This is a genomic window from Terrabacter sp. 2YAF2 (assembly GCF_052114705.1).
In the GTDB taxonomy this organism is placed as follows: Bacteria; Actinomycetota; Actinomycetes; order Actinomycetales; family Dermatophilaceae; genus Terrabacter.
The window spans coordinates 1-21,955 of record NZ_JBFRFG010000009.1; the positions used below are offsets into that span (position 1 = coordinate 1).

Consider the following 21,955-nt stretch of genomic DNA (forward strand, 5'->3'; position numbering starts at 1 on the left):
GTGTGAGTCCCCTTGTGTGGTGGGGTTTGAGGCCCGGCATGTCGTGAGGACGTGAAGGGGCCATCGGCGGGATCTTCGGTGTGTACGGCCAAGTACTCATCGAAGAGGAGCCACACCGATGGCCTTGCCCCAGTCTGCCCTGTCCGAGCTGCTCGAGGCGTTCCGCACCGGGGAGGGGGTGAACCTGATCCAGGACGCCGTGAAGCTGGCGCTGCAGGAGCTGATCGAGGCCGAGGCCACGCAGGTGATCGGCGCCGGCCGCTACGAACGCACCGAGGAACGCCGGACCGAACGCAACGGCACCCGGCCGAAGGTGTTGACCACCACGGCCGGGGACGTGCAGCTACGGATCCCGAAGCTGCGCAAGGGCAGCTACTTCCCGAGCATCCTGAACCCGCGCCGGCGGATCGACCAGGCCTTGTACGCGGTGGTGATGGAGGCCTACGTCCACGGGGTCTCGACCCGGGCGGTCGACGAGCTGGTCGCGGCGATGGGCAGCGACACCGGAATCTCCAAGAGCGAGGTCTCGCGGATCTGCGCCGGCCTGGACGAGATGGTCGCCGCGTTCCGGACCCGCACCCTCGGGCACACCCGGTTCCCGTACGTCTTCCTCGACGCGACCTACCTGCACGTGCGCGAGGCCTCCCGCGGGCAGGTCGTCTCCCAGGCCGTCGTGGTCGCCACCGGCGTCACCGAGGACGGCGCCCGGGAGATCCTCGGGCTGGACGTCGGCGACAGCGAGGACGAGACGTTCTGGCGGGCGTTCCTGACCTCGTTGCGCAGCCGTGGGCTCGGCGGGGTGCAGCTGGTCATCTCCGACCAGCACGCCGGCCTGGTCAAGGCCCTGACCCGCTGCTTCGCCGGCGCGGCCCACCAGCGCTGCCGGGTCCACTTCGCCCGCAACCTGCTCGCACTCGTGCCCAAGTCGCACAAGGACATGGTCGCCGCGGTGTTCCGCACCATCTTCGCCCAGCCCGACGCCGACGCGGTCGCCGCCACCTGGGACCACGTCCGCGACGAGCTGGCCGCTCGGTTCCCGAAGATCGGCCCGCTGATGGACGAAGCGAAGACCGAGGTCCTCGCGTTCACGGCGTTTCCCCGGGCGCACTGGACCAAGATCTGGTCCAACAACCCCATCGAACGGCTCAACCGCGAGATCAAGAGACGCGCCCGGGTCGTGGGGATCTTCCCCAACACGGCGGCCGTCGTGCGCCTCGTCGGGGCCGTTCTGGCCGACGCCCACGACGAATGGCAAGTCGCGGACCGCCGCTACCTATCTGAGGCGTCCATGGCGCTGCTGTACAAGACCAGCGATACTGACACCGCCGCCATCACCAGCGGCCCGTGAGCACCGAGGAACTACCCCTCAAAGCCCACCACCCACCGGGACGCTGTCCGACCGATCAACGGTCGCTCGCGGCCAGTCAGGGATTACGAGGCACGGGACAGGTCCGGCGAGTCGACCAATGCCGCAGGGCCGCGCGTCCCAGCGCGATCCCGATGGCCGCGGAAAGGAATCCGATCGACGAGGTGGCCGTCGATGTGCTGCATGGAGCCGAGTATGCCGCACGGCACCGACGTCCTTGACGACGCGGACGAGTTCTTCCGTCGTTGGCGCGCGCGAGCGTCCCAACAGATGTACGTTTCGTCCGGCGTGGCAGTAAATGGGGGATAAGTACCCCTTTCGGACTCGATGCAAGGGGCATCAAGGCGACTGCGCCACGCGAGGAGGATGTGTGCACAGCAATTCTCTGGGCCCGCGGCGACGCCGCGGGCTCCTCGGTTCCGTCGTCGGTGCAGGCGCCGTCACGGCTCTGGTCGCCGCCACGTTGGGGGCATCACCGGCCTCGGCGGCTGACCCCCACCCGTCCCTGAAGCATCGCAAGGACGCCTCGGTCCCCGCCGGCGTCAGGGGGACCGGCTCCGTCGGTCTGGGCACGCAGCGGGTGGCCGGCGACAAGGTCGACACCAGTCTGCGCAAGGCCACCGGGCCCGTCGACGTCATGGTCGAGCTCGACGTCGCACCTGCGACGACGGCCTTCGGCCAGGCACGCGGACGTGGACTCGCGGCAGCCAAGAGCGCCGCGCGGAGCCAGACCTCAGCCGTCAAGGCCGCCCAGTCGAGCGTCGAGGCGCGGTTCGGCGCCGCAGCGACGAGGGCACACACGCTCTACAGGCTCCACGCGGCATACGCCGGTATCGCGGTGCGCACCGACGCGAGCCGTCTCTCGGCTCTCGCCGCCGTCCCCGGGGTCAAGGCGATCCACCGCCTGACCCCCAAGGCCCCGAGCAACAGCTCGTCGGTGCCGCTCATCGGTGCACCAAAGGTGTGGCAGGCCAAGGGCCAGACCGGCATGGGCGTACGCGTCGGCATCATCGACACGGGCATCGACTACACCCACGCCGACTTCGGTGGCCCCGGGACGCCACAGGCCTTCCAGGACGCGAAGGCCAGCAACAGCTTCAACCCGACCGGCAAGGTCGTCGGCGGCTACGACTTCGCGGGCGACGCCTACGACGGTGCTGATCCCACGTCGGTTCCGGTGCCCGACGCCAACCCGCTCGACTGCAACGGCCACGGTTCGCACGTTGCGGGCACGACGGCCGGTCTCGGCGTCGCCGCGGACGGCTCTACCTGGAGCGGTGGCTACTCCTCACCCATCGACCCGAAGGCGCTTGCCATCGGTCCCGGTGTGGCGCCTGAGGCGAGCCTCTACGCCCTCAAGGTCTTCGGCTGCCAGGGCTCGACCAATGTCGTGGGCCAGGCGCTCGACTGGGCCGCGGACCCGAACGGTGACGGCGACCTCTCCGACCACCTCGACGTGGTCAACATGTCGCTCGGCAGCTCGTACGGTTCGCCGCAGGACCCTGACGCCGTCGCGGCCAACAACCTCGCGGCTCTCGGCACGGTCGTCGTTGCCTCGATGGGCAACTCCGGCGACGTCTACGAGGTCGGCGGTTCGCCCGGCAACGCCGCACGGGTCCTCGCCGTGGCGGCCAGCGACGACGGCAACGACGTCGTCGACGGCCTCAAGGTCAACGCGCCGTCGGGCATCGAGCCGGCCGACACGGTCGACGGGCAGCAGGACAACGTCTTCGCAGCCCTCAAGTCGGTCGCGTACGACTGGACGGACAAGCCGGGAGTCAGCGACACCCCGGTCGCTGTGGTCGGCGACTGGTCCGCGCCGCCGACCGCGACCAACAACACGGATGGCTGCTCGCCCTACTCTTCGGCCGACACCGCAAAGGTGGTCGGCAAGGTCGTGCTGCAGATGTGGCTCGACGGGAACGGCCGCCGCTGCGGGTCCGTCGCGCGCGCTGCTCAGGCCAAGGCCGCCGGCGCGATCGGTGTCATCTTCGGCAGCGACAAGAACGCCTTCTCCGCGGGTGTCACCGGTGACACGGACATCCCCGCCATGCTGACGGTCAACCAGGCGACCACGGCCATCAAGGCGCAGCTCGACGCCTCCGCGGAGGTGCGCGTCACGATGACCAACGCCCTGCGCAACAGCGTCAGCATCAAGAATGCCGGCGCCATCGACCAGCTCGCGGGTTTCTCGTCGCGCGGGGTCGGAGTCGCCGGAGGCGTGAAGCCCGACGTCGCCGCCCCCGGGGTGACGACGTTCTCCGTCGCCGTCGGCACAGGCAACGAGGGTGTTGCCGAGAGCGGCACCTCGATGGCCTCGCCCCACGTCACCGGTGAGGCTGCGCTCGTGCGCGGTGCGCATCCGTCGTGGTCCGTCGAGGAGGTGAAGGCCGCCATCATGAACACCGCCACCCAGGACGTCTACGTGGGTCCCAACCACACGGGCGACGTCTACGGTCCGGAGCGGGTCGGAGCGGGCCGCGTCGTGGCCGACGCGGCGGTCGACACCGCCACGTTGGCCTACGTCACGGACGACAAGGGCGCCGTGAGCGTCTCGTTCGGTCCGGTCGCGGTCACGGGGGCCACCCAGACGCTGACGAAGACGGTCCGGATCGTGAACAAGCGTCCGGTCACGTCCGCCTCCTACGTGCTGTCCTACGACGCCGCGCATCCGGCTCCGGGTGTCACGTACTCGTTCAGCCCGTCGCAGGTGCGAGTTCCGCCCAACGGCAGTGTCGACGTCCAGGTGACGGCGACGTTCACCCGGTCAGCACTACGCGCCGTGGCCGACCCGACCACCTCGCCCGACCCGCTCGCCAAGGGCTTCCAGCGCAACTACCGCGCCGACGCAAGTGGACGCATCGTCCTCTCCCCGGTCCGGGGCACGTCAGGTGGCGCCCTCCGGGTGCCGATCTGGTCCGCGCCGCGCGCGGCGTCGTCCATGGCGGCTCCGTCGAGCACGACCGTCAGCGGCGCCGGTGCTGTCAAGACCTCGTCGCTGCCCCTGACGGGCACCGGCATCCACACCGGTGACAGCTCGACGGACTACCTCTCGACCGTCTCGACGTTCCAGCTCCAGGGCACCAGCCCTGCCATCGTCGCGTGCAGCGCTACGCAGGTCCTCGACTGCATCGACACACCCGACGACCGGGGCGCCGACCTGCGGTACGTGGGCGCGGGCTCGGACTACTTCGGATGGCAGGACCCGCAGAGGGCGACGCTGTCGTTCGGCGTCAGCACGCACGGCCCCTGGCGCACCCCAGCCAGCTCGACCGAGTTCGACGTGTTCCTCGACACCAACCAGGACGGCACGGCCGACGCGGTCGTCTACAACACCCGCGCGGGCACGGCCACTGACGACTTCGACTACTTCCTGTCGGAGCTTGTCGACCTGCGTGGAGCCAAGCCCGCGGTCGTGGACGACCAACTGGTGAACGGCAGCGACGGCTCGTTCGACACGAACGTGTTCAACAGCGACTCGCTCGCACTCCCGGTCAGCGTGGGCGCCCTGCTCAAGGCCGGCCTCGTCTCGGGATCGTCGCCGAGGGTCAACTACTGGGTGAGCTCGTACAGCCAGAACGGCAAGATCGACGCCGTCGGTTCGGCGACCTCGCCGATGACCATCAGCGTCGCATCCCCGGGCCTGTCGGCCTTCGGTGACTCGGGCACCCTCCTCAACACCGACCTCCCGGGCCAGAACCTCGAGGTCCGGCGCGACGGGGCCACCGCCAAGGTCGACCACCCGCAGGGTCTGCTCCTGCTGCACCACCTCAACACCGACGGCTCACGGGCCCAGGTCGTCACGGTGCGCTCGGCGTCGACCACGAAGCTCACGGCCAGCCCGACGAGCTTCACGCAGGGCGGCAAGACCGTCCTCACGGCAACCGTCGACCCGTCGGACGTGACCGGCACGGTGACGTTCCGTCGCAACGGCGCCATCCTGACGACGGTCACGCTCTCCGGTGGCAGGGCGGCCACGACCGTGGCCGGACTGCCGCGAGGCAGCGCGTCGTTCACCGCCACGTACAACGGTGACACCGACACCGTCGGCAGCACCTCGCCTACGGTCACGGTCACCGTCCAGGGCGTGGTGTCCGCGACGTCACTCAAGGCGAGCAGCACGAGCTACCGCTACGGCGGCCGGCCGACGCTGACCGCCACGATCTCGCCGTCCGACGTCACCGGCACCGTCACCTTCCGTGACGGCACCCGCGTCCTCGGCACGTCCACCGTCTCGAGGGGCAAGGCGACGCTTTACGCGCCCGTCCTCCTTCGCGGGACGCACTCGGTGACAGCGACGTACAACGGGTCGATGCGCTACAACCCGTCGGCCTCCTCGAGGGTGACGCTCCGGGTGAGCTGAGCGATCGCCCGCACCACCCCGACGACGTATGCCGTCCGGCCGCCTTCCGGCCGGACGGCATACGTCTGCCAGTTGCACGGCGAAATCCGACCACTCGAGGCATCACGTTCACCTTGCCGGGGGCATGCCGGTTCTGACGATCCTCCTCGACACGCCACCCGGAGGGGGACCCGGGACTTGGCACCGTCATGGACGTCGACGAGGCCGAGCGGATCCATCACACTCCGCTGATGACACGCTCCGCCCGGGGCCCGTTCAGCACCAATGGATGAGGCAGCGGGCTCGCCCTCGCTCGATCCATTCGCGAGGCTCACGAAGGTCGGCTGACGCTCACCAGCGCTCAACCGGCAAGGTTCACTCTCGGGTTCCCGACCGTGGGTCCGCGGCGAGGGTCTGCTGACAGGGCGAGGGTCTGCTGACGCGCAGTGAGGATGCAGACGAAATCTCCTGAGCGGACGATCCGCAGGGTGCCGAAATCGCACTTCGGGTCGAAACGCCGCATTTTTCTCAGCGTGGGCTCAGCACCGATCCGTCATCGTCGTGTCGCCGGAAGGCTCCTTCCGGCGGCTCTGATGCACATCCTCGAGCGCCGGACGGTGAGCCTCCCCGGAGGATCCGACGGGCTGGAGAGGAAGTGCGTGATGCCCCAACCGCACGACGTGCGGCGTCGGTCGCAGACTCAGGGGCGCCGTGAGCGACACAGCCATCGACTGACCTCTCCCAAAGGAAATCTGCATGCCTGATGCCCAAACATCGACCTCGACCGGGACCCCGCCCGGTGTGGCACGTCATCCTGCCGCCACCCGGCTGCTCAACAAGGTGCCTGCCATCACGGCGACCTTCTGGCTCATCAAGGTCCTCTCCACGACCATCGGCGAGACGTTCGCCGATTACCTTTCCGTTCAGGTCGGGCTCGGGCCGCTCGTCACAGACGGCGCCATGGTGACCTTGCTGGTGATCGCTCTGGTCGCCCAGCTACGCACCCGACGGCTCGTGCCCTGGCTGTACTGGCTGACCGTTGTCCTGGTGAGCATCGTCGGCACCCAGATCACCGACTTCTTCACCGATGTCCTCGGCGTCAGCCTCTACGTCAGCACCGCGGTTTTCGCCGCGGTCCTCGCTGTGGTCTTCACCGTGTGGTGGCGTCAGGAGCGGACCCTCGCGATCACCGCGATCGACACGCCTCGGCGCGAGCGCTTCTACTGGGGCGCGATCCTCACGACCTTCGCCCTCGGCACCGCTGGTGGCGACCTCGCCACCGAGGCGCTCTCGCTCGGATTCCGCAACGGTGCCCTGATCTTCGGTGGCCTCATCCTCGCGGTCTGGGCCGCCCGTCGCTTCAGGCTCAACGCGGTCCTGGCGTTCTGGATCGCCTACGTCCTGACCCGGCCGCTCGGCGCCTCGCTCGGCGACCTGCTGACCCAGAGTCATGACTTCGGGGGCTTCGGTCTGGGCGCGAGCCTGACGAGCCTCATCTTCCTCGCCGTCATCGTGATCCTCGTGATCCGCGAGCAGGTCAACGTGAACCGTCACGGCATCCGCGCCAAGGGACAGGCTCCTGCGGTCAGCCCGAAGCACGACTACGCCTGGGCGGCCGCGGGTGCCGTCGCCGTCGTCGCTGCTGCGGCGGTCCTGGCGCCGTCACCCACCCCGGCGGTGGCCTCGCCCGTCACGGCGTCGGGAGGCGCCCACGGGAACCCGTTGGAGTCGGATGCCACCTCCCCGATCGGCGACCTGCGACCGATGGCGGTCATCGTCGACGACGTCGCTGCCAAGACGAAGGCAGGCGACCTGCCGGCTGCGACCGCTCGCGTCAAGGACCTCGAGGTGGCCTGGGACGACGGGGAAGCCGCGATGAAACCGGCGTCCCCGGATGACTGGCACACCATGGACTCGGCGATCGACGGCGTACTGACCGCGCTGAGGGCCACACCGCCGTCGAAGTCGGCGAGTGAAGCGGCGTTGACCACGCTTCAGACCACGATCGGCACGCTGGAGAAGAAGAAGTAATGACCCGATCGGGCAGAATCTGAGGCCGCAGCCCACGTTTGTAGCCATCATCGGAAGGAGCCGCATGAAGGCCCGCTTCCGACTGCCCACCGGCGTTCGAGGGCAGGCGACGGCCGCCGCTGCAGCGGTGGTGGCCGTCGCACTGCTCGTCGGCGGAGCCGTCCTGGTCCTCGTGCTTCAGGGTGCGCTGACACAGACACTGCAGGACAGCGTGACCTCCGTCGTGGACGAGGACGCGAGCGTCCTGTCCGTGCAGGGAACGGCCGGACTGGCCAGGAGCGAACGTAACGAGGGACCCGACAACGTCCTGGTTCAGGTGATCAGCCACGAGGACGGAACGGCGCACGTCGTCTTCTCCTCAAAGGCGTCCCGAACCCAGCCCGTGACGGACGTTCAGCCGGTCATCGGGCAGACGAAGGTCAGCGGTCGGTCGTGGTTCCCCCTTCCGATGGACCTACAGGACCCCCTCGTGGTGGCCCGCGCCATTGACCACGCCGGGATCACCTACGTGCTGGCCGCGCAGGCATCGCAGGAGGCGCGCGAGCAAGCGGTGCGCACGACCGCGATCCTCCTCGCGGTGGCACTGCCCTTCCTCGTGGCCCTCACGGCGATGATCACGTGGTGGCGCGTCGGCCGAGCACTGGGTTCTGTCGAGGCCGTCCGCAGTCACGTCGAACGCACGAGCGCTGCACGGCTGCAGGACCGGGTACCTGTCCCGGCCACCCATGACGAAATCGCCCACTTGGCGGTCACGATGAACTCCATGCTCGCCCGGCTTGAGGCGTCCCAGCGCGCCCAGCGTCGGTTCATCTCCGACGCCAGCCATGAGCTGAGGTCCCCTCTCGCGACGATCCGGGCCTCGCTCGAGGTGATCAGCCCGGGCGACCCGGAGACCTCGTGGGAGCAGCTCGACCCGATCCTGCGGGCCGAGACCGAACGGATGAGCCAGCTCGTCGACAACCTCCTGCTGCTCTCACAGGCGGACGATCACGCCCTGACGGTCAGTCGCCGCGACGTCGACCTCGACGACCTGGTCGACCGAGAGGCCCGCCGTCTGCGCCGGCTGACATCGTTGACGGTGCACGTCCGCACCGCTCCTGTCCGGGTCGAGGGTGACGAGCACCAGCTCCAGCGGGTGCTGCGCAACCTGCTCGACAACGCCGCACGGCATGCCGCCGACGCCGTGGTGATCACGCTTGCGCAGTCTGCTGGCCGCGCCGTCGTCCTGGTCGAGGATGACGGAACCGGCATACCACCGGGGGATCGGGAACGCGTGTTCGAGCGGTTCGTCCGGCTCGACGCGAGCCGGTCACGCCACGCCGGGGGAGCAGGACTCGGTCTCGCGATCGCCCGCGAGCTGGCCGTGGCAAACGGGGGGCAGCTCGTGGTCCGAGAGTCGAGGTCGGGGGGCGCGTGCTTCGCTCTGAGCCTGCCGTTGCCCGGTCCGTCGGACTAGCGGCTGTTCTGCGGCGACGGTCAGGCACTCTCGGACTCCAGCATTCGGTAACCCACGCCACGTACCGTCTCGATGCTGACAACGGCGAACGGCGTGTCGATCTTGCGGCGCAGATAGCCCACGTAGACCTCGACGATGTTGACGTCGCCGTCGTAGGCCGGATCCCAAACGGCATCGAGGATGGTGGCCTTCGTGACCACCTCGCCCACGTGCATCATCAGGAAGGTCAGCAGCGCGAACTCCTTTGGTGTCAGGGAGATCTCGGACCCGTGGCGCAGCACCCGGCGGCGTACGGGGTCGAGCGACAAGGAGCCGTTCGTCATGACCACGGGACGCTCGGGTGCTCCGCGTCGGATCAGTGCCCGCAACCGGGCGACGAGCACGAGGAAGCTGAACGGCTTCGTGAGGTAGTCGTCGGCGCCGAGGTTGAAGGCTTCAGCCTGGTCATGCTCGCCGTCGACGGCGGTCAGCATCAGCACGGGCGTCCAGACGCCGGCCTCGCGCAGCCGAGCAATCACCTGGTAACCGTCGAGGTTGGGCAGCATGATGTCGAGGACGATGACGTCGTATGCCGTCTCGCTGGCGGCCCAAAGGCCGTCCGGCCCATCGTGCATCACGTCGACGACGAAGCCCTCGCGGTTCAGCCCGCGACGGACGACCTCGGCGAGGGACACCTCGTCTTCCACCACCAACACGCGCACGTCAGCCCGCTCGTCCTGGCCGCGGGCAGAGCATCGGGGTCTCGGGCGTGGGAGCCATGCTTCGAAGGGTACGGCTCAATGCCTGAGTCTGGGCTGAGCGCGAAACTCAGCGTCCTCTCAGGGGGTAGGCACCACGATGAGGGCCACAGGACGCCTGGAGGAAACACGCATGGGTGGGATTGCTGGCCACTTCGGCCTGAAGATGGACCGTGGGTCGCTTGACCGGGTGTCGGCTGACCGACGACGCCGTCAACCGTGTCGCCAAAGGTCTGCGCATTCGAGCTGGTGCCGCCAGTTCGTGCTGTTTGAAGGAGACCACTCCAAGCATCAGCCGCAGCCTGAACTCCCTGAGGGGGCGCCCGCAGCCGCGTCGGCGCGTGTAGGCGGCACCGTCGAGGGACGCGCATGACGGGCGTACCCACACGTGAGGCAGGCCGAAACGAGGCCCGTTCGCACCGGATCGGTAGCGCCTTGGTCGGAATTGCCGTACTGGCCGTCGCTCTCGCCCTCGGTCTCACAGTCACGAAGGTCGGGGCCACGCGGACCGGGGAGCTCGCGCTCGATGAATCCATCGCGCAGCACCGCGACGCCGTCCTGACTGCCGTCGCAATGGTCATCAATGTCGGATTCGGCACACTCGTCGCACCGCTTCTGCTCCTCGTGACCTGCGGGACACTCTGGTTCCGAAACAGGTTCGCAGCACTGGCCATCGGCGTCCTGACCATCATCGGATGGTTCTCTGTCGAGGTGGGCAAAGTCCTGGTCCACCGGCCCCGGCCCCCAGCCGCGGCGGTCCACGCTCTCGTCAGCGAGACTGCCCCAGACAGCTATCCCAGCGGGCACACGGCGTTCGCGGCCTCTGCGTTGTTCGCCGTCGTCGCGGTCCTCGTGCTCACCCGACGTCCCACGAGAATCGCATGGATCGTCGGTGCGCCCCTCGTGGGAGCCGTGGCTGTCTCGCGGCTCTACCTCGGGGTGCACTACCTCACGGACGTCATGGCGTCTGTCGTCTTCGCCGCGGCATCCGTGCTGCTCGCGACAACCCTCGCTCTGCCCTGGCTGACACGCCTCAGGGACAGCGATTTGCGCAGGGCACAGCGCCCCCCAGCCTCACGGGACATAGGGCTTCGGCGATCGTGATCGCGCACCGTCCGATACGTCTGCTCACCGCGGATGCCAGGCGGCGTCTCATGACGGAGCCGATACTGCGCTCGAAGAAGGCAAGGGACACATCCCAGCGGTGCGTGCCTCTACCCGCTTGATGCCCGACGGCTGTATGCCGTTCCGGGGCTGACGGAGGCTCTCGTGCCACGGAAGGACGATACTCATGGCAGCACCGAGGAACCGGGAGGAGCTTCGGGGGCGAGCGATCAGAATGGCAATATGCCCGGCGTGACCCGGGCACGCGGTCCGGGGTGCCGAAGCGTTTCGTGATCGGCTCGGATCAACGAGGAGACGGTGCGCAACTGGGTCCAGCAGGCTGAGGTCGACGAGACCCACCGACCGGTTCGGGGCGAGTTTGATCTGCGCGGCCCTGTTGGGGCCACGACGCAGGTCGCCCCGAGGACGTACTGGCCGGCCAAATCCCGCGCGCCGTTGACGCAGTCCGTGCGCGAGGCGGCGACCCTGGCGCCGATCCACGCCATGCACTACGGCGTGTACGGCGTCCGCAAGTTCCATGCTCGAGCTGCGCCCGTCATGGTCGTCTGTGGCTGGCCGCCCACCCGCCGGCTCATGCAGAGGGTCGGGCGTGCCGAGCCGCGCAGAGGGGCCGCGCACGAGGATGCCCGGGCAGCGGACCGGGCACCCGCCCGGAACTGGTGCAGCGCGCGTTCACCGCCACGGCGCCATACCAGCTGTGGGTCGCCGCCATGACCTACCGCCGCACCTGGCCGGCTGGGTGCACGCCGAGTTTGTCATCGGCGTCTTTCCGAAGCGTCCTCGGAAGGCTGCTGGCGACGAACTTGCGCGTCGACATTGCGCTGAGCGCCCTGGAATTGCGTGTGGGACCGGGCCCGCGCCGGTGGGGCAGCACTGGCCTGGTTCACCACTCCGACAAGGGAGTTCCGTACGTCGCCCTGCCGTATACACACAGCGGCTGGTCGACGTGGGCGCTATCGCCGTGGTCGGCTCGACCGGCGACTCGCACGACCACGCCCTGGCGGGGGGCGTTCAACTCGCTGTTCAAGGCCGAGCTGATGCGCAGCCGTGGGCCGTGGCGATCCATCGTTGACATCGAGATCACGCGGTCGCGCAGTACGTCAACTGGTTCAACCATCGACGATTCCACGGCGAGATCGGGCTCATCCCACCCGTGGAGTTCGAAGACCAGGACTACCGCCGCGACCCCGGTGCTTACCCCGTCGCGTCGGTTCCGAGCCTCCATTAACCGGAACGGGACAGATAACCCATGTCGAGTTCGTGGCCAGCGGCTGGGTGTCGTAGTTCAACACCACCCGGCTCCACTTGAACACCGGGTGGTGCAGGCCGAGAAGTACGAGCACACCTGCTACCAAAGCCAGAACAAGCAGACGCAGCCGCAGCACGACGGCCACGACGCCCAGCCTCGTCACCTCAGAGACAGGGCACTCTGGGTCTGGTCTCACTGCGCGAGGTCGACCACTTTGTCTGCTGACTGGGGTCCGGGACGCGGGTAGCGTGGACTGGCAGGCGGCATTCGTTCGGCTCGCCCTCACTTGGTGAAACCGATCATCGATCCGGTTCATCGGCCGAGCCACCTTGGGGATACCAGCTGGCGCAGCGCTCACGTCTGCTCGCGCTGCATCGAAACCGTGGAGGTGGATCATGTCGGCGATTGACAGCGGCACAGTGACGGAACTGGCAACACAGCTACCCGGCAGGGTGTGGACGGCGACGGATGACGCGTTCGAGACAACGCTCGCTTCGGCTGTCTGGAACGGTGCAATTCGGCGGCAACCCGGGGTGATCGCACAACCCACGACCACAGCCGAGGTGGCGGAGGTGGTGAAGACATGCCGGCGAAACTCCGCGGATCTCACCGTCCGTGGTGGTGGGCACGGGTTCGCCGGTCATGCCGTGGCCGACGGCAGTGCGATGCTCGACCTTCGCCATCTGGACCAGATCGTCGTGGACGAGGAGGCGCGACGTGTGCGGTGCGGCGCGGGCACGACGTGGGCCGCCTTGGATGCTGCCACGGCCGAGCATGGGCTCGCGGTCCCAGGTGGTTTCATCAGCCACACCGGTGTCTCCGGGTTGACGTTGGGGGGAGGGATGGGATGGCTGAGCCGGTGGGGAGGCCTGAGCTGCGACAACCTGCTCGCGGTCGAGATGGTGACCGCCGACGGTCAAGTCGTCACGGCGTCGGCGGAGGAGCACCCGGACCTGTTCTGGGCCGTGCGCGGTGGCGGAGGCAACTTCGGTGTCGTCACACGTTTTGAGTTCGCAGCTCACGAGCTGAACCCCATGGCCAACCTCGGCCTCTTCTTCTGGCGCCCGGAGGACGCGAAAGACCCACTGAGGCGTGCCCGCGACCTCATCCCCGACCTTTCCGATGAGTTCAGTGGATTCATCGCCGGCCTCAGTGCCCCGCCGGCACCCTTCGTGCCGCCCGAGCATCACGGAACCCCGGGTTTCGCGGTCGCCCTGGTGAACTGGGGATCGAACGAGGAGCACGCCGAGCTGGTGGCGCCGTTCCAGGAGATGTCGCCGCTGTTCGAGTTGGTGACACCGATCCCACACGTCGCTCTGCAGCAGATGTTCGACGAGAGCTCCCCGTGGGGCGTCCTCGGCTACGAAAAGGCGATCTATCTCGAGACCCTGACCGACAGCGTCATCGACATCTTGATCGAACGCCTCCCCCAGAAGGAATCGCCGCTGAGCTTCGTACCGATCTTCTCCTTGGGTGGCGCGTACGCTCGCGTCCCGGAAGAGGAGACCGCCTTCGGTGGGGCCCGGTCCGTGCGATGGACGGTCAACGTCGTCGCCCTCGACACCGACGACGACATGCTGGTGCGCGACCGTGCTTGGGCGCGCGACTTCTGGGCGGCCCTGCGACCGCACTCGGACAGTTCGGGGGCCTACATCAACTTCCTCGCCGACGACGACGAGGATCGTGTCAGGGCCGCTTACGGGGCGAAGTACGGGCGACTCGCAGCCATCAAGACGGACTGGGACCCCGACAACTTCTTCCACCACAACGCCAACATCAGGCCCGTTGCTCATACCGCTGTTTGAAGGATCGCGTTCCCTCGTCGCAGCTCGCGTCCCCCCCGCTCCAGTGCGGCAATCCGGGCCTTGTCCTGCGTGGCGCCTGGCTGCTTGCTGGCATCGACCCAAGCCTGCTTGACCCAGGTGCGAAGCGTGTCGCCGTTGGCGCCGATCTGCTCACCGACGCGCAGGCACGTTCCGTTGATGCTCGGACCGTTCGGCTGCTCGACCAGGCCCATCAGCAGCCGGATCGCGCGCTCACACTGCTCGTCCGGATACTTCCTCGGTGCTGGCATGACCCCACCCTTTCGCGGGTTCGAGTCTCCCGGCATTCCGGGAGGCCTCTGTTTCTGTCAACGTGGTCGTGCCAAGGTGCGCGGCCGTCAGGGTCCGGTACAGCTGTCGGGTGATGTAGCGCATGAGCGTTCGCATGATCTCCTTCGTGGTGCGTCTCTCGGCACGGCGGCGGGCGACGCAGGAGCGGGTTCCGGGATCGACGCGCATCCGGACGATGACGATGGTCGTCAACGAACGGTTCAGGCGTCGGTCGCCGCCGCGGGTTTAGGCGGTCTCGGATCGTGTTTCCGGAAGAGGTGGGGATGGGCAGGTCCCCGCGAGTGAGCCCTCGGTCGCCTCGGACCGGACCCTGACGGGATGGGACCAGGCGATCACTACTGAAGCCGCGACGACGGGCCCGGCGCCGGTCAGCTGCAACAGCTCGGGTGCGTTCGTCGGTCATCTGGTCGCGGGCAATGACCAAGACTCGCAACGCCACACGTGAACCGCTCGAAGGGTCCGTCCCCGCGGAAAGGATTCGGGGAGAGCGAAGTTCGTGCTCGTGTAGCGCGAGCGCAGCTCGAGCGATTCGTGTCTTATCCAGCGCGTCGCTCTTACCGAGCCCGCGACGGTCCCCCGCCGGCATGCGCGTGGCTTCGACCATCCAGTAGCCAGGCGTGCTCGGCCCGCTCGGTGAAGATCGCACTGTAGGAGCCGCTTCCCTCGACGACAAGCAGGACGCCGGCGTCGGCGGGGCCACCGGTACGTCGAGCAACCCACACCACGGCCCGGTCCAGGCCTGGGTTCGTGGCGAGAGACGTGCCGGTGTCGACGGCCGCACTGGTGGCCGCAGTGACAACGGCGAAGGTGTGGGTGCGGCGGCACCGCAGAACCGCGAGCACCGCCGCGATCTGAGCCGGCGAGACCCCTGACGAGCCTGTCCGGCGTTCTTGCGAGACCGGAAGGACTGATCCTACATCCGCCGGTTCGTGTGGACTTGCGCTCCTGTTGCGCAACGTGGCTCTTCGACGACCGCGCCCTGGGCGGGGCTCAGCTTTCACCTCGTACGCTTTGGGGACGTCGGGGCGCCGGCCGCGGTCCCGGTCGCTGCATACGATCAAAGGCGGGCGTCGAGTTCGGTTCGGAGGGGCTCGAGGGAAGCGGGACCAAGAGGGTGAAACGAGTTGGCTGATGCCGGGTCAGGGCCAGCCGGCCGCCGTGGGCCTCGGCGATCGATCGACCCAGGGAGAGTCCGATTCCTAGTCCGTCGCCGCTGGGCTGGCCTCGGCGGAAGAGCTCGTCGCCGGTAGCTGGGACGGAGCCTTCGTCGGCGACGTCGATCGCGACGAACGAGCCGAGCTCTCGAAAGACGACGGTGACCCGCCCGGCGCCGTGCCGGGTGGCGTTGTCCAAGAGGATCTTCAGAACCTCCTTGACGAGAAAGAGGGGAAGGGCCAAGCCAGGGTCCGTCTGCGTGGTGACGACCAAGGGTCGCCCCGCCTGGGCCAGCGGGGCGTGCCACCGCCGCTCCAGCTCGGCGCAGAGGTCGGCGACAGGGCGCACCGGCCCCGTGCCCACGGCGCGCCCCTGGGGGCGGGCCAACTGGATGACGTCGTCGATGGTTCGCTCGAGATCTCGCACCTGCCCGAGCGCATCGACCAGCGCGGCGCGGGAGTCCGCGGCCGCTGCGTTGCCATCGGAGCTCAGCGCGTTCTGCAGTCCCAGGGCCAAGCCGGTGACGGGGGTCCGTAGCTGGTGAGAGATGTCAGCTGTGAGTCGGCGCTCCCGGGCGATGAGGTCGCATAGCCGGTCGAGCATCTCGTTCTGCGTCCGTGCCAGCCGGACGAGCTCGGGTGTCCCGACAGGTTCGGTTCGTCTCTGGAGGTCTCCGCTGGCGACGCGCTCGGCAGCCGACGCCAGTGCCTCGAGCGGGGTGCTGAGGTATCGCGCCTGATGTCGCGCCACGAGGACCGCGACGCCCAGAGCGAGCGCGGCGGACAGCGCCAACGCTGCCCAGGCCAGCAAGGTGGCAGTCAATGTTTGGCTCGTCGGCGCCGCCACCCGAACGACCGCGATGACCTTCTCGGCGACGGTGACCGGTACGGCGACCACGAGCTGCGCGCCGACCACACCGTCGGACTCGACCCCGCGGGCCGCTGCGCGGGTGACGGAGTCGGCCGTCGGGGGCCCCCCAGTGGCCGGGGAGCGGCGGGTGAGCGAGGCGTCATAGACGGCGACCTGCTTGTCGTCTTCCACGCGCGGGAGCTCGACAGGGTCACCGGCCAGGAAGTCTGGCCCCACCTGCCGGGAAGCGAGCAAAGCCGTGCGTTCGAGCTCGCTTCGTTCCTCGTTGAGGATCGTGGCCCTGGCGGCCAACGCCAACGGAATGCCGAAGAGGACCAGGGCGACCGAAACCGCCACGAGGGCCACGCGGATGATTCGTCGACGCATGCCTGTCATCCTCGCGCGCCCAGCGTCCAGTCTCGAGTGCCTCGCAGTCCCTGGCGTGATGGGCCGGGAAGTTTTGCCCTCCTCTAACCCAGAGTCGCATCACGCTTAACCACCGCATTTCTAGCGTGGTGTCCGAGATCGATTCGGGCGCAACCAGGGAGAGGCATCACATGACTGTCACCAGGATCCGGCTTGCAGCGGCGATGGGGACGGGAGCCATCCTGCTCTCCGGCTGCGCCACCACCGCCACCTCTCCGGCACCTGCCCCCACGCCTGCGCAGGTCACAGCGACTTCGACCAGCGGTCCGGGGCCGCAGCCCGCCGCGTCATCGCCAGGCTCCGCGGCCCCGGCCGCCACCGAGAGCAACCCTCCCGGAGACATCCCCGACACGCAGGTGTACGTCCCCTTCACACCCAGCGGCGCAAACGTCAGTGTCAAAGTCCCCGAGGGATGGGCCCGAGCGACGACCGGCGGCTCCACGGTCTTCAGCGACAAGCTGAACCGCATCGAGGTCCACATCACCAAGGCCACCACCGCGCCCACGACCTCAACGGTCAAGTCCGTGGACGTGCCGCGGCTCCAAGGCAGCGTGCCGAAGTTCGCATCACCGAAGGTGACCACGATCTTTAGGGCCGGTAGACCTGTCGTCCTGCTGACCTACCAAGGTGACTCGGCCGTTGACCCGGTGACGGGCAAGGTGGTCCGGGACGCATTCGAACGGTACTCGTACTTCCGCGCCGGGACCCGCGTGGACCTGACGCTCTCGGGTCCCGTGAATGCGGACAACGTCGACCCGTGGCGCACCGTGTCTGACTCCCTGCGGTGGACCCCGTGACCGCCCTGCGTGGGCCAGGCGCCGCCCCGTTGGAGTCATCCGGCACCGTGCCTGCGGGAGGGACACCGACCGGTTCAGACCCAGCGGCAAGCGCCCTCACTGCCGATCGCCTCTACCGGTTCTTCCGAACCGGGGATGAGGAAACTCTTGCCCTGCGTGGAGTCTCATTGACCGTCGCTCCCGGAGAGACCGTGGCGGTAGTCGGGCCATCGGGGTGCGGCAAGTCCACCCTGTTGGGATGTCTCGCCGGACTCGACGAGCCCGACGGCGGGACGGTGCGCGTTGGTGGGCAACGGCTCAGTCACCGCCCGGAGCCCGAACGCGCGCGGCTACGGGCCCGGCGCATCGGCGTCCTGCTGCAGAGCCGAAACCTGCTGCCGCACCTCAACATCCGCGCCAATATCGAGCTCGCCCGCACGGCCGGCCACGTACGCCCGCAGCTGCGGGGGGCGACCGAACGCCCGGGCGCACCCGTCGCGGTGATGGAACTACTGGAGCGCGTCGGTCTGGCACGGCGCGCTCAGGCGTACGCCTCGGAGCTCTCCGGTGGTGAGCTCGCCCGTGCGGGCCTGGCGGTTGCTCTGGCCAACGACCCAGACATTGTCCTGGCCGACGAACCCACCGGCGAGCTCGACGGAGACACCGAGCAACACGTGCTCGAGCTCCTGCGCGACCGGGCGGGGGCGGGCGCCGCCCTCCTGGTGGTCACCCACAGCCCACGCGTCGTCGCCATCGCCGACCGCGTCATCCACCTTCACGACGGGACGGTCACCTCATGAGCTCGCGCCCTCAACCGACGGCTCGTCCAGCGCTCGCCGTGAGCTGCGACAGTGTTGCCCGCACGTTCGGCCGCGGCGAACGAGCCGTCGTTGCGGTGCACGGCAGCAGCTGCGAGGTGCCCTTCGGCTCACGCATCGCGATCGTCGGACCCTCCGGCTCAGGCAAGTCGACGATGTTGCACATCATGGCCGGTCTCGAGACGCCCACGGCAGGACGCGTGTCCTGGCCCGGTCTCCCAGCCACGGAGACCGAACGGCGCGGACAGATCGGCGTCGTCTTCCAGAGCCCGAGCTTGGTGCCGGCCCTGACGGTGGCCGAGAACGTGGCGCTGCCTCTCGTGCTGGCCGGCGTGCCCGACGCGGAGGCTCAGGAACGCGTCACCGAGGCGCTGGAGCTGGTACAGGTGACGGAGCTTGCCACCCAGCTCCCCGAGGAGCTGTCCGGTGGACAGGCCCAACGCGTGGCCGTCGCACGTGTCCTGGCCAGCAGACCGTCCCTGATCCTCGCTGACGAACCCACGGGACAGCTCGACCGGGCGAACGGCCAACACCTGGTCGACGTGCTGCTCGCCACGGCCGAGGAGCTCGACGCGGCCCTGGTGGTCTCCACCCACGACATCGAGGTGGCCGACAGACTCCAGGAGCGGTGGCTGATGCACGAGGGACGACTGAACACGGCCGAGGCAGGGCTGAATCGCAAACCGGCGCCGCGCAGCACCCAGGCAGGCGCGACCACAGCGGGTGGCCGGCGATGACCGGCACCTGGACGATGGGTCTGCTGCGCCGCCGTGGCGGGCGGCTGCTGGCGGTCAGCGTCGGTATCGCCGTCGCTGTCTCCCTCATTGCCTCCCTCGGGACGTTCCTGACGGCCTCGCAGCAGACCATGACCGCTCGAGCCCTGCGATCGGTGGCCGTCGACTGGCAGGTCGAGGTCCAGCCGGGAGCCGACCCCGCCGCAGTTCGTGCCACCGTTGCCGGGTCCAACGGGGTCCGCGCAGCGTTGCCCGTCACGTTCGCGCGCAGCACGGGGCTGCAAGCCACCGCTGGAGGGACCACGCAGACGACCGGTGCCGCAATGGTGCTCGGGCTGCCGGACGGCTACCGCGCGCAGTTCCCCGCGGAGATTCGACAGCTCAGCGGCGCCCCGAGCGGCGTGCTCGTGGCCCAGCAGACCGCCTCGAACCTGCACATCCGCCCTGGCAGCCAAGTGGTCATCAGCCTCGGTGGGTCACGATCAGCCACAGTCACCGTCGCCGGGGTCGTCGACCTACCCCAAGCCGACTCACTGTTCCAGAAGGTCGGGGCTCCAGTTGGTGCCCAACCCTCTGCGCCGCCGGACAACGTGATCCTGCTGCCCGCGGCCACGTTCGCCAGAGTCGTCAGTGCTCAGCCTGCGGCGACGCCCACGCATGGGACCCGTCCCCCGGCGACCCCGCTGGTCCCGGTGACGACCCAGATCCACGTCGCCCGATCCGCGCCGCTTCCCAGCGACCCGGCCGGCGCCTACGCCGCAGTACTGGGAGCCTCGCACAACCTTGAGGCGACCTTGGCCGGTACCGGAGTGGTCGGCAACAACGTCGGCGCGGCCTTGGACGCTGCCCGCTCGGACGCCGCCTACGCCCAGATGCTCTTCCTCTTCCTAGGCCTGCCCGGCGCCCTGTTGGCCGCCATGCTCACCGCGGCCCTCGTCGGCGCCGGGGCACAGCGACGCCGCGACGAACAGGCACTGCTCCGCACCCGGGGACTCCCTCCGCGGGCGATCGGACGCCTCGCCGCCATCGAGGCGGCACTCGTCGCCGGCGGGGGAGCCGTTCTCGGGCTGGTCGCAGGCGCGATCGCTTCTCGGTGGGCCTTCGAATCGAGCAATGCAACCGCCTCAGGCGGCCTGCTCGGGGCTCTCGGGCTCTCCCCGGCGTGGGCGGTCATCGCGGTCCTGTTCGGCGCCGTCATCGCCGGAGCGACGGTGCTGGCGCCCGCCCTGCGGGACCTGCGCCACCTCACCGTCTCCCACGCCCGGCACGCCGTAGGCCGGGCCCGGTCCCCCTGGTGGATGCGATTCGGCCTGGACCTCGGCATCCTCGCCCTCGCCCTGGTCGTCTTCTGGGTCTCCAGTAGTGACAACTACACGCTCGTCCTGGCACCCGAAGGCGTCCCGTCCATCTCGGTCTCCTACTGGGCCTTCCTCGGACCGACCCTGCTGTGGCTGGGCGGCGCCATGTTCCTGTGGCGCCTGGCCACCATGAGCCTCACCTACGGCCGCGGCCCCATGGCCCGCTTCATCGCGCCGCTGACCGGTCGACTGGCCAAACCGGCAGCGGCCACCATGTCACGGCAACGGCGCCCCCTGACCCGTTCCGTCGTCCTGCTCGCCCTGGCGATCTCATTCGCCGCCTCCACCGCGACCTTCAACGCCACGTACCAGCAGCAAGCCGAAGCCGACGCGCAGCTGACCAACGGCGCGGACGTCGCGGTCACCCCGGCCCCAGGCACGCCCCTGACCGCGACGGCGACCACCGCGATCGCCCGAACACCCGGGGTGGCCCACGTCGAACCTCTCCAGCACCGCTTCGCCTACGTGGGCGCCGACCTGCAGGACCTGTACGGGGTGCACCCGAACACCATCGCCACAGTGACCGCGCTACGGGACGCGTACTTCCAGGGAGGCACCGCGCGCCAGCTGATGGCGACCCTCGCCGCCAAGCCCGACTCGATCCTCGTCAGCGACGAGACCGTCAAGGACTTCCAGCTGCACCCTGGTGACCTGCTCAACCTGCGCCTGGAGAACCAGAGCACTCACCAGCTGACCACCGTCCCCTTCCACTACGCCGGAATCGCCAAAGAGTTCCCGACGGCGCCCAAAGACAGCTTCTTCGTCGCCAACGCCGACTACGTGGCCAAGATGACAGGGTCCAACGCGGTCGGGACCTACCTGGTCGATACCTCCGGCACGAACCAGCCGGCCGTTGCTGCCGCGCTGCGCAACACCCTCGGCACCAGCGCCACCGTCACGGACATCACCCACACGCGGGCCGCCGTCGGATCGAGCCTGACCTCGGTCAACCTCGCCGGGCTGACCCGCCTCGAGCTGGCCTTCGCCGTCATCCTGGCCGCAGGGTCGGGAGGGCTCGTGCTGGCCATCGGCCTGGCCGAACGACGCAGGACCATGGCGATCATCTCCGTTCTGGGCGCTCGACGTCGGCAACTGCAAGGCCTCGTCATGGCAGAAGCGGCTGTCGTGGCAGTAGGCGGACTGCTCGGCGGCGCCCTCATCTCCTGGGCCCTGACGCAGATGCTCGTCAAGGTGCTGACCGGGGTCTTCGACCCGCCACCGTCCAGCATCGCCCTCCCCACGGTGTACCTGACCGTGACGGTGGTGACCGTGGTGGCCGCTCTCGCAGCAGCCGCGGCGTTCAGCGCCCGGTCATCAACCCGACCGGCAGTCGAGGAGCTGCGTGACGCGTAACGGTCCGGGCTGTGGCGGTGGCGGACCCGTCACAGCCGTCCGGATCTTCGGGCCCTAGCATCGAGG

13 protein-coding genes and 1 pseudogene are annotated in these 21,955 nt (G+C 68.8%); 11 read left to right on the plus strand and 3 right to left on the minus strand.

Features of this window, described 5'->3' with window-relative positions:
- Positions 1-118: 118 nt before the first annotated feature.
- From AB4030_RS12055 to AB4030_RS12070, 4 genes are all read left to right on the plus strand, one after another.
- Positions 119-1,348: an IS256 family transposase gene (locus AB4030_RS12055; RefSeq protein ID WP_442279462.1), complete on the plus strand. Its 1,230-nt coding sequence runs from the start codon at positions 119-121 to the stop codon at positions 1,346-1,348.
- A 388-nt stretch (positions 1,349-1,736) separates the two neighbouring features.
- Positions 1,737-5,729 carry a S8 family serine peptidase gene (locus tag AB4030_RS12060; protein WP_442279463.1) on the plus strand — a complete coding sequence of 1,331 codons (3,993 nt, stop codon included), beginning with the start codon at positions 1,737-1,739 and terminating at the stop codon, positions 5,727-5,729.
- 735 nt (positions 5,730-6,464) lie between these two features.
- On the plus strand, positions 6,465-7,739 hold the full coding sequence (locus AB4030_RS12065) for a COG4705 family protein (RefSeq protein ID WP_442279464.1): 1,275 nt from the start codon (positions 6,465-6,467) through the stop codon (positions 7,737-7,739).
- 64 nt (positions 7,740-7,803) lie between these two features.
- Positions 7,804-9,195 (plus strand): sensor histidine kinase, encoded by a 1,392-nt coding sequence (locus AB4030_RS12070; RefSeq protein WP_442279465.1) that lies wholly within the window; start codon positions 7,804-7,806, stop codon positions 9,193-9,195.
- Between the two features lie 20 nt (positions 9,196-9,215).
- On the opposite strand, the gene AB4030_RS12075 is transcribed toward AB4030_RS12070, so the two are convergent.
- A complete protein-coding gene (locus AB4030_RS12075; RefSeq protein WP_442279466.1) occupies positions 9,216-9,896 on the minus strand; it encodes a response regulator transcription factor in 681 nt (226 codons plus the stop codon).
- A gap of 471 nt (positions 9,897-10,367) precedes the next feature.
- Between AB4030_RS12075 and AB4030_RS12080 the strand changes: the two genes are divergently transcribed.
- The 3 genes and pseudogenes from AB4030_RS12080 (at position 10,368) to AB4030_RS12090 (ending at position 14,111) form a co-directional block, all read left to right on the plus strand.
- Positions 10,368-11,036: a phosphatase PAP2 family protein gene (locus AB4030_RS12080; RefSeq protein ID WP_442279467.1), complete on the plus strand. Its 669-nt coding sequence runs from the start codon at positions 10,368-10,370 to the stop codon at positions 11,034-11,036.
- Positions 11,037-12,150: 1,114 nt separating this feature from the next.
- Positions 12,151-12,285, plus strand: a pseudogene (locus AB4030_RS12085) (IS3 family transposase); the annotation flags it as partial.
- 416 nt (positions 12,286-12,701) lie between these two features.
- On the plus strand, positions 12,702-14,111 hold the full coding sequence (locus AB4030_RS12090; protein WP_442279468.1) for an FAD-binding oxidoreductase: 1,410 nt from the start codon (positions 12,702-12,704) through the stop codon (positions 14,109-14,111).
- Here the strand turns inward: AB4030_RS12090 and AB4030_RS12095 are convergent.
- Both AB4030_RS12095 and AB4030_RS12100 read right to left on the minus strand, forming a co-directional pair.
- Positions 14,096-14,380: a hypothetical protein gene (locus AB4030_RS12095; protein WP_442279469.1), complete on the minus strand. Its 285-nt coding sequence runs from the start codon at positions 14,378-14,380 to the stop codon at positions 14,096-14,098. The two genes, AB4030_RS12090 and AB4030_RS12095, sit on opposite strands and share 16 nt — an antisense overlap.
- 1,030 nt (positions 14,381-15,410) lie before the next feature.
- Positions 15,411-16,811 carry a HAMP domain-containing protein gene (locus AB4030_RS12100; RefSeq protein ID WP_442279470.1) on the minus strand — a complete coding sequence of 467 codons (1,401 nt, stop codon included), beginning with the start codon at positions 16,809-16,811 and terminating at the stop codon, positions 15,411-15,413.
- Positions 16,812-16,936: 125 nt separating this feature from the next.
- On the opposite strand from AB4030_RS12100, the gene AB4030_RS12105 reads away from it, so the two are divergent.
- From AB4030_RS12105 to AB4030_RS12120, 4 genes are read left to right on the plus strand one after another with little or no spacing between them, the layout of a single operon-like run.
- Positions 16,937-17,647, plus strand: a complete 711-nt coding sequence (locus tag AB4030_RS12105; protein WP_442279471.1) for a hypothetical protein — start codon at positions 16,937-16,939, stop codon at positions 17,645-17,647.
- A gap of 47 nt (positions 17,648-17,694) precedes the next feature.
- Entirely contained in the window at positions 17,695-18,426 is a 732-nt protein-coding gene (locus AB4030_RS12110; RefSeq protein WP_442279589.1) for an ABC transporter ATP-binding protein, read from the plus strand.
- Positions 18,423-19,181, plus strand: a complete 759-nt coding sequence (locus AB4030_RS12115; RefSeq protein WP_442279472.1) for an ABC transporter ATP-binding protein — start codon at positions 18,423-18,425, stop codon at positions 19,179-19,181. The genes AB4030_RS12110 and AB4030_RS12115 overlap by 4 nt, the downstream gene beginning before the upstream one ends.
- Entirely contained in the window at positions 19,178-21,889 is a 2,712-nt protein-coding gene (locus AB4030_RS12120; protein ID WP_442279473.1) for an FtsX-like permease family protein, read from the plus strand. The genes AB4030_RS12115 and AB4030_RS12120 overlap by 4 nt, the downstream gene beginning before the upstream one ends.
- Positions 21,890-21,955: the final 66 nt, after the last annotated feature.